General features: G+C 66.0%; 9 protein-coding genes and 1 pseudogene. 3 read left to right on the top strand and 7 right to left on the bottom strand.

Annotated features, from left to right (window positions below):
• Positions 1-40: 40 nt before the first annotated feature.
• The 6 genes and pseudogenes from CFB50_RS33225 to CFB50_RS33200 form a co-directional block, all read right to left on the bottom strand.
• Positions 41-1,291, bottom strand: a pseudogene (locus CFB50_RS33225) (IS256 family transposase).
• Between the two features lie 179 nt (positions 1,292-1,470).
• A complete protein-coding gene (locus CFB50_RS33220; protein ID WP_089448702.1) occupies positions 1,471-2,322 on the bottom strand; it encodes a carbohydrate ABC transporter permease in 852 nt (283 codons plus the stop codon).
• 17 nt (positions 2,323-2,339) lie between these two features.
• A complete protein-coding gene (locus CFB50_RS33215) occupies positions 2,340-3,293 on the bottom strand; it encodes a carbohydrate ABC transporter permease (RefSeq protein WP_089448701.1) in 954 nt (317 codons plus the stop codon).
• A gap of 54 nt (positions 3,294-3,347) precedes the next feature.
• The gene (locus CFB50_RS33210) at positions 3,348-4,607 is read right to left on the bottom strand and encodes an ABC transporter substrate-binding protein (protein WP_089448700.1); all 1,260 of its coding nucleotides are present in this window, start codon (positions 4,605-4,607) and stop codon (positions 3,348-3,350) included.
• Between the two features lie 63 nt (positions 4,608-4,670).
• On the bottom strand, positions 4,671-6,659 hold the full coding sequence (locus tag CFB50_RS33205; RefSeq protein ID WP_089448699.1) for a beta-galactosidase: 1,989 nt from the start codon (positions 6,657-6,659) through the stop codon (positions 4,671-4,673).
• 9 nt (positions 6,660-6,668) lie between these two features.
• Positions 6,669-7,817 carry an ABC transporter ATP-binding protein gene (locus CFB50_RS33200; protein ID WP_089448698.1) on the bottom strand — a complete coding sequence of 383 codons (1,149 nt, stop codon included), beginning with the start codon at positions 7,815-7,817 and terminating at the stop codon, positions 6,669-6,671.
• A gap of 188 nt (positions 7,818-8,005) precedes the next feature.
• Here CFB50_RS33200 and CFB50_RS33195 point away from each other — a divergent pair, with 188 nt between their 5' ends.
• Complete coding sequence (locus CFB50_RS33195) at positions 8,006-9,046, top strand: LacI family DNA-binding transcriptional regulator (RefSeq protein ID WP_089448697.1); 1,041 nt, start codon at positions 8,006-8,008, stop codon at positions 9,044-9,046.
• Between the two features lie 260 nt (positions 9,047-9,306).
• On the opposite strand, the gene CFB50_RS33185 is transcribed toward CFB50_RS33195, so the two are convergent.
• Positions 9,307-9,948, bottom strand: a complete 642-nt coding sequence (locus CFB50_RS33185) for a GntR family transcriptional regulator (protein WP_089448696.1) — start codon at positions 9,946-9,948, stop codon at positions 9,307-9,309.
• Between the two features lie 131 nt (positions 9,949-10,079).
• On the opposite strand from CFB50_RS33185, the gene CFB50_RS33180 reads away from it, so the two are divergent.
• Together CFB50_RS33180 and CFB50_RS33175 are read left to right on the top strand one after the other, a co-directional pair.
• A complete protein-coding gene (locus CFB50_RS33180; RefSeq protein WP_089448695.1) occupies positions 10,080-10,556 on the top strand; it encodes an OsmC family protein in 477 nt (158 codons plus the stop codon).
• 16 nt (positions 10,557-10,572) lie between these two features.
• Positions 10,573-11,229 carry a glutathione S-transferase family protein gene (locus tag CFB50_RS33175; protein WP_089448694.1) on the top strand — a complete coding sequence of 219 codons (657 nt, stop codon included), beginning with the start codon at positions 10,573-10,575 and terminating at the stop codon, positions 11,227-11,229.
• The last annotated feature ends 12 nt before the right edge of the window (positions 11,230-11,241 follow it).

The following is an 11,241-nucleotide window of genomic DNA, read 5'->3' as shown; positions in this document are numbered from 1 at the left end:
GGGAGTGTCAGGATTTCCGTGTTCAAGGCGGGTGGAACAATTACACGGAAGGTCGGACGAACCGATCTGCATAAAGGATAGCGAATTGGTTCATGGCCGTCTTCCAGTCATGCGCGGCACTTCCCCAATTCGCGGTGATGTTGCGCAAGGCCAGCCAGATGAGCTTGGTGGCGGCCTCGTCGGTCGGGAAGTGACCACGGGTCTTGATGATCTTGCGCAACTGCGAGTTGATATTTTCAATCGCGTTCGTCGTGTAGATGATCTTGCGCACACCCGGCGGAAACGCAAAGAACGGGATCACGCGATCCCAGGCGTTGCGCCACGCGCTACTGACGGTCGGGAATTTCTGGCCCCACGGACCATCCGCAAACGCATCGAGTTCGGCCTGAGCGGCTTCCGCACTGGGGGCGGCGTAGATCGGTTTGATCGCGGCGGCCAGTCCTCGGCGGTCCTTCCAACTGGCGTAATCGAGGCTGTTGCGGATCAAATGGACGATGCAGGTTTGCAGCGTCGTGGCCGGAAACACTGCTGCCAGCGCTTCGGGCATGCCCTTCAGTCCGTCAGTGACGGCGATCAGGATGTCGTGAACGCCGCGCGTCTTCAAGTCATTGAACACCTTCATCCAGAACTTGGCGCCCTCGGTATTCTCGATCCACAGGCCCAGGATCTCTCGCGTGCCGTCGGGCAGCACACCCAGCGCCAGGTACACCGCCTTGTTGCGCACGACGGCGTCTTCGCGAATCTTGACCCGCAGTGCGTCGAAAAACACGACCGGATACATTGGCTCGAGCGGCCGGGCCTGCCAGGCGGTTACTTCGGCCATGACCTCGTCGGTGACCGAGCTGATGAAGTCGGGCGAGACCTCAGTGCCTTACTGTTCCAGCAGGAAGCCTTGGATCTCGCGTACGGTCATGCCTCGGGCATACATGGCGACGATCTTGTCGTCGAAGCCCGTGAAGCGCCGTTCATGCTTGGGAATCAGGATGGGTTCGAAGCTGCCGTCGCGGTCACGCGGCACCTCGATACGGATCGGACCGTCTTCGGTCAGAACCGTCTTGGCCCCTTTGCCGTTGCGCTGATTCGTGGCGTTGGCCGGCTTGGCAGCACCGGGAGGGTAGCCGAGATGATGGTTCATCTCGCCGCCCAGTGCCCGTTCGATCAGCGCCTTCTTGAGCGCCAGCGTCGCGGCATTGATGGCTTCAGCCGTCATCGGACCGTTGCCGAACTGCTCAAGCAACTCGGCCGGAATCGCCGGCAGAGCCGCCGGCTGGGCTTTCGGTTTGCGAGGCATAAATTCTCCTTGGGAGCATGTTATGCCTTAAACACAAAATTCCTGACAGGCCCGAAACTGGCCGAGCACAGGCGACCTGTATCTCCCTCCGGCCAATCCCCGACAATCAAAAAAAAGCCCGCCGAAGCGGGCAACCTCACGATGCGGAGGGGGAGATACGAATACGCGAAGCTGCGCGTTCAGCCTTTGGTCGCACCAAACGTCAGCCCCGCCACAAAATGCTTCTGCATCGCGAAGAACATCGCGACAGACGGCAACGCCGCCAGAATCGACCCGGCTGATACAAGATTCCACGACGTCGTCCACTGCCCCTTCAACGCGGCAACGCCAGCGGTAATCGGCGCGGCTTCATCGCCTTGCGTGAGACACAGCGCCCAGAAGTAGTCATTCCACACGAACGTAAAAACGAGAATCGCGAGCGCGGCCAACGCGGGCCGAATCAACGGCAGCACGATCCGGTAAAACACCGTCCATTCCCCTGCACCTTCGATCCTTGCCGCTTCGATCAACTCGAACGGCAACTGCTTGATGAAGTTGCGCAGAAACAGCGTACAGAACCCGGTCTGAAACGCGACATGAAAAAGAATCAGCGCTTCGACCGTATTGAACACACCGAGCCGCAGCGACAGATCCCGCACCGGAATCATCAACACCTGCACGGGCACGAAGTTACCGGCAACGAACGTCCCGAACAGCGCCGTACTCCCGCGAAACTTGTACGTCGCCAGCGCAAAGCCCGCCATCGCCGCGAGCGCAATCGACCCGATGACGGAAGGCACCGTGATCTGCACGCTGTTCCAGAAGTAATGCAGCATCGGCGACGTCGTCAGCGCGTCGCGATAGTTCTCGATCATCGAGAAGTGCCGTGGCCAGCCCCAGTAGTGGCCTTCGACCAGTTCCTCGGTCGAGCGCACCGACGTGACGAACACCGCGATCATCGGCAGCAGCCAGATCAGCAGCGCAACCGGCAACGACAGCTTGTACAGCCTGCGCGAGACAGGCTTCCATTGAGCAACGGGAGTCGGAAACATGATGGCCACCGGTCAGGTTATTGCTCGTTGCGCAGCAGGCGGCGCAACTGGAACACGATGTAGACGAGCATGATCGCGAACAGCACGACCGCAATCGACGCGGAATAGCCGAGCCGGTAGTACTTGATCGCCTGGTCGTACATGTAATACGCGAGCACGGTCGAGCTCTCGAACGGGCCGCCGTTCGTCATCACCGAGATCAGGTCGAAGCTGCGCAGCGCGCCGATCACCGTGACGACGATCGCCATGAAGGTGGTCGGCCGCAGTTGCGGCAGCACCACGTGCCACAGCAGCGCGAAGCCGCGCGCGCCTTCCATCCGTGCGGCTTCGATCTGTTCCGGATTGAGCGACGTGAGGCCGGTGAGGTACAGGATCATGCAGTACGCGGTCTGCGGCCACAGCGCGGCGAACACGATGCCGAACGTCGCGTAGCGCGCATCGCCGAGCACTGGGATGCCGTGTCCGGCGATCAGCGCGAGCAACCCGAACGTCGGATCGTAGAACCACGAGAAGATCAGCCCGACGACCACGCCGGACAGCACGAACGGCGCGAAGAACAGCGACTTCACGAGCCGGATGCCGGCCACCGCCTGGTTCAGGTACAACGCGAGCGCAAGGCCGAGCGGCGGCGCGAGCATGAAGAGCGCGAGCCAGATCACGTTGTTGCGCAGCGCGGTGTAGAACGTCGGCGCATGCAGCAGTTCGACGTAGTTCGCGAGCCCGACGAAGGTGCGCTCGGTCATCCCGTCCCAGTTGTACAGGCTCAGCCACAGCGTCGACAGGATCGGCCAGATCACATAGACGGCAACCATCGCGCAGGCCGGCGCGAGAAAGAGCCATGCGGCGCGCTGTTGCCGCCGCACGGCAGGCGACGGGCGACGCGCGGGAATCGCGGTGGCGGCGGATGCGCCGCGCGGCGGCGGCGCGGCGCCCGCGCCGGCGGGCGGGGTGGACGTGATCGGACTGGACACGGCAAGCCTCCTGAACGGGCACGGCGGCACGGGGCCGCCGGTTGGGTCACGCGGTCACTTCTTGTAGATCCGCTTGCGGGTCTGTTCGAGTTGCGCGAGCACCGTATCGAGCTGCGCGGGATTCGCGAGGAACTGCTGCATGCCCTTCATCCCCTCGTCGGCCATTTCCTTCGTCATGTCTCGGTCGTAGAACTGCGCGACGCCGCCCTTCGTGTCGGCAAGGATCCGGAAGCCGATGCGCGAGATCGGATCGGCCGGTTCCGGCGACTTGCTGTTGGCCGACAGCGAGCCGAGCCCTTCCGCGAGCTTTGCGCCCATCTCGGGCGTTTCGACGAACGCGAGGAACGTGTGCGCGTCGGCCTTGTTCTTCGCCTTCGTCGGGATGTGCAGCGATTCGACCGGGCCGTCCTCGGCGGTGGGTACCTTCGGGTCGATGATCGGGAAGCGGTAGTAGCCCATTTCCTGCTTCACGTTCGGCGGAAAGCCCGCCGCGATGAAGGTGCCCATCAGCATCATCGCGGCCTTGCCCTGGAACAGGAACGGCTGCGCGCCGTCGAGATCGTAGGACAGCGCGTTGTCGATGAAGTAGCCCGCGTCGATCAGCGACTTCCACGTCGTGTAGACCTTCTTCACGCGCGGGTCGGTGTACGGCACGTCGCCGGCCATCAGCTGCTGGTGGAACACGTTGCCGTTCAGGCGCAGGTCGAGATAGTCGAACCAGCCGGCGAGGGTCCACGCATCGCGGCCGCCGATCGCGATCGGCGTGATGCCGGCCGCTTTCAGCTTCTTGCACACGTCGAGAAACTGGTCCCACGTCTTCGGCTCGTCGGCGATGCCGACCTTGTGGAACAGGTCCTTGCGGTAGAACAGCCCCCACGAGTAGTAGACGGTCGGCGCCGCGTACTGCTTGCCGTTGTACGACGATGCATCGCGCGTCGACGCGTACATCGTGCCCCAGCCGTTCTTCGTCCAGTCGCCGCTCAGGTCCTCGAACAGCCCGCGCTTCGCGTAGTACGCCATCCGTTCGCCGGCGTGCCAGTTCACGACGTCCGGTGCGACGGTCGTGAGCCATGCGGGGAGCTGCACCTTGTACGCTTCCTCGTCGACGAAGGTCGGCTTCACGTCGATGTCGGGATGGGCCTTGTGGAACGCTTCGATCGTCGACTGCCAGACCGCGCGCTGGCTGGCGCCCTTGAACGCGATGTTGATCGTCAGCGTGCCGGCATCGGCGGGCACCGTCATGCCGAGCGATGCCAGTGCGACAGCGGCGGCCGTGGCGAGCCGGGCGGCGGTGCGAAGGGGGCGATGGGTCATACGTGTCTCCAGTCCTGGGTGTCGTTGTGCGTGACCGGCGCGTCGTGGCGCCGGTGACGGTTGCTACGAACGGCTTCGATACACGGCCACGTCCTGCGGCCCGACTTGCGCCGTGCCGAGCACGAACGCGGACGGCGGCACCGTGTCGATCGTGTGCGGCGCGTCGCCATAGTTGAAAACGTAGGTCAGGCCGCCGCGCCGGCTCACGCGCACGCCGTCGCCGAGCGGGGCGGGCGCGAGGCCGGCCTCGGCCGCGACATCGGCGAACAGTCGGGCGGTGGTCGCGTCGTCGAACAGCGCGGCCCAGTAGTGCAGCGTGCCGTGCGACACGCAGGCCGGGTGGCCGTCGGCGAAGCGCGCACGCACGACGTTGCGTGCGTCGTCGCCGTTCAGCTCGACGAGGTCGCGCCAGTGACGCGCATCGCCGGTGAACGCCGCGCCGTCGCACAGCGTGCCGTCGATCCGCTCGGTCGCGTTCGGCCGCAGCGATTCGACGCGCCACACGCGTATCGGCAGGATCGACGCGAGCGGGCCGGGCGGCAGCGCCGGCGGAATCTGCAGGTCGGCGGTCTTCGAGCCGGTGCGCGGCCCGAACACCGCGTGCGCGCCCGATGCGGCGAGCCGCGACGTGAAATCGTCCGGCACGATCGGCAGTGGCGGCACGACGACGAGCCGGTAGCCGTCGAGCGGCGCATGCGCGGAAACGATGTCGACGTCGAGGCCGAGCGAGCGTAGCGCCGAGTAGTACTCGAACGCGAAGCGCGGGTAATGGAAATCGGCGCCCTGCGGCTGCACTTCGAACAGCCACTTCGCCTCGTAGTCGAACACCAGCGCAACGGGGGCGCGTACCGCGCCGTTCGCGTCGGCATCGGCGTCGAGCACGGGGGCGATCTCCTGTGCGACGCGCTGCGCTTCGCGGCCGCCTTCGTCGAGCCGGTTGTCGGGTGTGTTCAGGCCCGCATGCATCTGTTCCTGCGCGAACGGCGCTTGCCGCCAGCGGAAGTAGGACACGCAGCCGGCGCCGTGCGCGAACGCTTCCCAGCTCCACAGCCGCACCATGCCCGGCAGCGGCGCGGGGTTCCAGTGCGCCCAGTTCACAGGCCCGGGCTGCTGCTCCATCACCCAGAACGGCAGCTTCGACATGCCGCGATAGAGGTCGTGATTGAACGACGCGAAGTCGGGATGGCCGGTGCGCAGCCAGCGCGCTTTCACGTCGGGTGCGAACCATTGCTCCTCGAGCGCGCCGAGCGGATAGCTGTCCCAGGTCGCGATGTCGAGGTCGCGCGCCACTTCGTAGTGGTCGAACTCGGTGAACAGCTGCATGAAGTTGTGGGCAACCGGGCGGCCCGGCGAATGCGCGCGGATCACGTCGACCTGCATCCGGTGATAGCGCGCGACCTCGTCCGACGCGAAGCGCCGGTAGTCGAGGCGATGCGACGGGTGGGCCTCCGTCACGGTGCCGACGGGCGCGTCGATCTCGTCGAAATGGCGATACTCCATGCTCCAGAACACGGTGCCCCATGCGCGGTTCAGCGCGTCGATCGTGCCGTAGCGCGCTTTCAGCCATTCGCGGAAGCGCACGAGCGCGGCGGGCGAGTAGCTGACGACCGTTTGATGGCAGCCCAACTCGTTGTCGGTCTGCCAGTAGCGTACGGCCGGATGGCGGCCGTAGCGTTCGGCGACCGCGGTGCAGATCTGGCGCGATGCTTCGAGATAGGTCGGCGACGAGAAATCGTAGTGGCGGCGCGAGCCGAACTTGCGCGGCTGGCCGTCCGCGCCGATCGCGAGGATGTCGGGATGGCGGTCGACCAGCCATTTCGGCGGCGTGGCGGTGGGCGTGCACATCACGATTTCGAGGCCGGCCGCGCCGAGCACGTCGACCGCGCGGTCGAGCCAGCCCCAGTCGTATTCGCCGGGCGACGGCTCCATGCGGCTCCACGCGAATTCGGCTATCCGCACCTGCTCGATGCCGAGCGCTTTCATCCGGCGGGCGTCGTCCGCCCACATCGATTCCGGCCAGTGTTCCGGGTAGTAGCAGACTCCGAGGCGCATGCCGATCCTTTAAGCGTAGTGATGGACGGGGATATCGGCGCGCGCGGGTACCGCGCGGCCGTCTTCGGTGAACAGGTGGCAGGCCGCGGCCGGCGCGTGCACGTGCACGCGTTCGCCGGTGCGCACCTGCGCGTCGCCGGGCACCTTCGCGATCAGCGGCGCGCCGCCGGGCGGGTCGAGGTGCACGTAGGTCTGCTCGCCGAGGCGTTCGACGAGCACGACGTCGCGCGCGAGCGTCGTCGCGTCGAGCGCGGCGCCGAGCGTCAGGTGTTCGGGGCGGATGCCGAGCGTCACGGCGGCGCCGGCGTTCAGCGCCGAGCCGTCGCGCGGCAGCGTGATGGTTTCGCCGGACGGCACGAGCGTGACGCTCGTGCGCTGCGCGTCGCACGCGGTCACGACGGCCGGCAGGAAATTCATCCGCGGCGAGCCGATGAAGCCCGCGACGAAGCGGCTCGCCGGGTGGTGGTAGAGGTCGAGCGGCGCACCGACCTGCGCGATGCTGCCGTGCTGCGCGGTGTCGGCGCCAGCGTGCAACAGCACGATCTTGTCGGCGAGCGTCATCGCCTCGGTCTGGTCGTGCGTCACATAGACGACGCTCGCGCGCTCGAACTGCCGGTGCAGTTTCGCGATCTCGACGCGGGTCTGGCCGCGCAGCGCCGCGTCGAGGTTCGACAGCGGTTCGTCGAACAGGAACACGCCCGGCTCGCGCACGATCGCGCGGCCGATCGCGACGCGCTGCCGCTGCCCGCCCGACAGCGCCTTCGGCTTGCGTTCGAGCAGCGTGTCGAGCTGCAGGATGCGCGCGGCGTCGCGCACCTTCCGGTCGATCTCGGCCTTCGGCACGCGGGCGAGCTTCAGCCCGAACGCCATGTTCTCGTAGACCGTCATGTGCGGAAACAGCGCGTAGCTCTGGAACACCATCGCGACGCCGCGTTCGGCGGCCGGCAGGTCGTCGACGCGGCGGCCGTCGATCGACAGCTCGCCCGCGCTCAGGTCCTCGAGCCCGGCGATCATCCGCAGCAACGTCGACTTGCCGCATCCGGACGGCCCGAGGAACACGCAGAACTCGTGCGCGCCGATCTCCAGATCGACGTCGCGAATGACCGGCGCGTGATCGCCATAGGCTTTCTGCACGCGTCGCATCGAGATGCTCGCCATTGTCTCCGCTCCATGTTTTAATGCGCTTAAATCGTTGATTAAGCGCTTAATCATCGCGATCAAAAAAGAGGCGATGCGATCGCGGCCGAGTCGCGCCCGTCGGTCGGGCGGCAGGGTGTGGGGCGATAGTGCGCCGCTTCGGTAAGCGAAGCAAATACTGGATAGACGTCTCATATAGTGAGCAAGCGATGGCAACCCTGGATGAAGTGGCGCGCCGCGCCGGCGTGACGGCCGCGACCGTGTCGAACGTGCTGCGCGACCGCGGCCGGGTGGGCGAGGCGACGCGGGCGCGGGTGCTGGAGGCCGTGGCGGCGCTCGGGTATCGGCCGCATCTCGCCGCGCGGGCGCTGGCGGAAGGGCGCGCGCCGACGGTCGCGCTGATGGTGTCGAGCATCGCGAACCCGTTCTATCCGGAGTTCGCGCTGGCGGTCGAGCGTGCGGTGCGGCGCAACGGGCAGTTCCTGATCGTCTGCAATACGAACGAAGATCCGTTGCAAGGGCGTGCGTATCTCGACCAGATCGCCGGCACGATCTCCGAAGGCATTCTCGTGACCAATGCGAACCTGCATCTGCCGGATCTGCTCGACGTGGCGGCGCGCGGCGTGCCGGTCGTGCTGTGTCTGTGGGAGCGGCCGGAGGCGCCGCCCGACGGGTTGCCGTGCGTGGCGATCGATTTCCGCGAGGCGGGGCGGATCGCGACGCGGCATCTGCTCGAGTTGGGCCACGAGCACATCGGCGTGATCGTCGGCGGCTCGGCGGCCGGCGTGCAGGCGGCGCGCTACGACGGCTTCGTCGACGTGATGCGCGAAGCGGGGCTCGATGCGTCGATCGTCGCGGCCGAGCCCGATTCGATCGAAGGCGGCGTGCGCGCGGCGGGATGGTTGCTCGATGCGCATCCGCGGTTGACCGCGCTGGTCGCGACCAACGACCTGCCGGCGATCGGCGCGATGCATGCGGCGGCCGATCGCGGCCGGCGTGTGCCCGATGACCTGTCGATCGTCGGGATCACCGACATTCACCTGGCGAGCGACACGCGGCCCACGCTGACGACCGTCGCGATCCCGACCGCCGAGGCCGCCGGGCTCGCGGTCGAACTGCTCAATGCGCTGCGCGAGGCGGGTGGTCAGCGCGACGCGGCATCGCGCGTGCGGACCGCGTCGCTGCCGAGGCTGGTGGTGCGGGGTACGACTGGCCGTGTGGCGGGCGGGGGCGCGACGCCGTCGGTTTGACGCGTGGCGGCGGCGAGTAGGTTGAGGTCGCTGTCGTGATCGTTGCGACCCGGCATCGGGTGGCGCCCGCCTTAGCAAGCGGCAAGCGGCAAGCGGCAAGCGGCAAACGGCAAACGGCAAACGGCAAACGGCAAACGGCAAACGGCAAACGGCAAACGGCAAACGGCAAACGGCAAACGGCAAACGGCAAACGGCAAACGGCAAACGGCAAACGGCAAGCGGCAAGCGGCAAGCGGCAAGCGACAAACGCACCGCCGTCCTCACCCTCCTTCGACGAGCCGAATCACGATGCGTCTGGCCGATTCCAGATGCGCGACCGTCATCGAGCGCGCCGCACGCGCATTGCGTTCACGGCACGCCTGCAGGATCTCCTCGTGCTCGACCTGGAACGACGGCGTATCGGCGAGCAGCGTGGCCTGCAGGCGCTCATACCGTTCGACCTGGCTGCGCAGCTCCGCGATCGTCTTCAACTGCCGCGCGTTGCCGCAGCACGAATACAGCAGCGCGTGGAATTCGCGGTTCAGTTCGCCCTGCCGGCGCGGGACGGCCGCATCGCCAAGCAAACGATGGACGAGCTCGGCGCGCGCGAGCGTCTCGTCGTCGAGCCGCTTCACGCTCCGGTAGATCGCGTCGCCTTCGAGCAGCACGCGCAGATCGTAGATTTCCTGCACGTCCGATGCGCTCAGCATGCGCACGACGGCGCCGCGATTCCTGAAGATATCCAGCAAGCCCTCGCGCTCCAGACGCTGGATGGCCTCGCGCATCGGAATCCGGCTGATGCCGAACCGGTCGGCCAGGTCGCGCTCGACGAGCCGTTCGCCGGCTTCCAGCTCGCCGTTGATGATCATGTCCCGCAACGAGGCGGCGACCGCGTCCGCGGTGGAATCGAGTTTGGCTTCCATGCCTGCATGTTCCGTCAATTTGGAATAATGGTATACCAAACGGGAATCCAGTGCCAAAATGGCGATCGCAGGCGGGCTTCGTCAAACGACATCCGGCCCGGCCGAAGCAACCCACATCAATGGAGAGCGAGATGGCATCTGGCGAACACAAGTACCGCGTCGCAGTAGAGTGGACGGGCAATCGCGGCACCGGCACGTCGGGGTATCGCGAGTATGGGCGGGATCATCTGATCCGGGCCGGTTCCAAGCCGGATATTCCCGGTTCGTCGGACGCGGCGTTTCGGGGCGACGCCGCACGCTGGAATCCGGAAGACCTGTTGCTGGCGTCGGCATCGGCGTGCCACAAGCTCTGGTACCTGCATCTGTGCTCGGAAGCCGGTATTCGCGTGCTCGCCTATGTCGACAACGCGGAAGGCACGATGCTCGACAGCGCAGACGAAGGCCGCTTTACGGAAATCGTGCTGCGCCCGCACGTGACGATCCGGGCCGGCGACGATCGCGAACGGGCGGAGCATCTGCATCATGACGCGCACGCGAAGTGCTATATCGCGAACTCGGTCAATTTTCCGATCCGCTGCGAACCCGTGATCGAATTCGCCGCAGCTTGATACGGATATCCGCCGGATGACATCGACGATGAAGCTCTTCTACTACCCCAGCAATGCCAGCATGGCGCCGCACATCGTGCTGGAAGAAATCGGCAAGCCGTTCGAGCTCGAATTCGTCGACCGCACGCACGACCAGCACAAGTCGCCGGACTACCTCGCGCTCAATCCGAACGGGCTCATCCCGGTGCTGATCGACGGCGACCTGGTGCTGTACGAAGCCGCCGCCATTTGCCTGCATCTCGCCGATACGCATCCCGAGAAGCGGCTTGCACCCGCACTCGGCACGCCGGAACGCGCGCAGTTCTACAAATGGCTGATGTGGCTCACCAACACGCTTCAGACGACGCTGATCGCGTATTTTTATCCGGAGCGCTGGGTCGATGTGGGCAACGCGGCAGGCGCCGCGCAGGTGAAGGCGCATGCGGAGACGAAAATCGCGGCGCTGCTGGATCAGCTCGACCGTCAGCTGGAGGCGAGCGGCGGCCCCTGGCTGCTCCGCGCGCACTACACGGTGCTCGATCCGTATGCGCTGATGCTGTGCCGCTGGACGCGCGGCTTTGCGCGGCCCGCGCGGGAACTACCGCAGCTCGGGCCGTATCTGGAGCGGATGTTGACGCGGCCGGCGATCTTGCGGGCGCTGGCGACGGAAGGGCTTGCGCAGCCATGGGTGTGACGCGTAGCAGAT

It is taken from the genome of Burkholderia sp. AU33423 (genome assembly GCF_002223135.1).
Classification (GTDB): Bacteria; Pseudomonadota; Gammaproteobacteria; order Burkholderiales; family Burkholderiaceae; genus Burkholderia; species Burkholderia lata_D.
This window is presented reverse-complemented; position numbering and strand designations above follow the sequence as displayed.

Excerpts from the sequence above, each read along its gene's own strand:
- CFB50_RS33200 (WP_089448698.1), bottom strand. The coding sequence starts at position 7,817 with ATGGCGAGCATCTCGATGCGACGCGTGCAGAAAGCCTATGGCGATCAC.
- CFB50_RS33185 (WP_089448696.1), bottom strand. The coding sequence starts at position 9,948 with ATGGAAGCCAAACTCGATTCCACCGCGGACGCGGTCGCCGCCTCGTTG.
- CFB50_RS33210 (WP_089448700.1), bottom strand. The coding sequence starts at position 4,607 with ATGACCCATCGCCCCCTTCGCACCGCCGCCCGGCTCGCCACGGCCGCC.
- CFB50_RS33205 (WP_089448699.1), bottom strand. The coding sequence starts at position 6,659 with ATGCGCCTCGGAGTCTGCTACTACCCGGAACACTGGCCGGAATCGATG.
- CFB50_RS33180 (WP_089448695.1), top strand. The coding sequence starts at position 10,080 with ATGGCATCTGGCGAACACAAGTACCGCGTCGCAGTAGAGTGGACGGGC.
- CFB50_RS33175 (WP_089448694.1), top strand. The coding sequence starts at position 10,573 with ATGACATCGACGATGAAGCTCTTCTACTACCCCAGCAATGCCAGCATG.
- CFB50_RS33220 (WP_089448702.1), bottom strand. The coding sequence starts at position 2,322 with ATGTTTCCGACTCCCGTTGCTCAATGGAAGCCTGTCTCGCGCAGGCTG.
- CFB50_RS33195 (WP_089448697.1), top strand. The coding sequence starts at position 8,006 with ATGGCAACCCTGGATGAAGTGGCGCGCCGCGCCGGCGTGACGGCCGCG.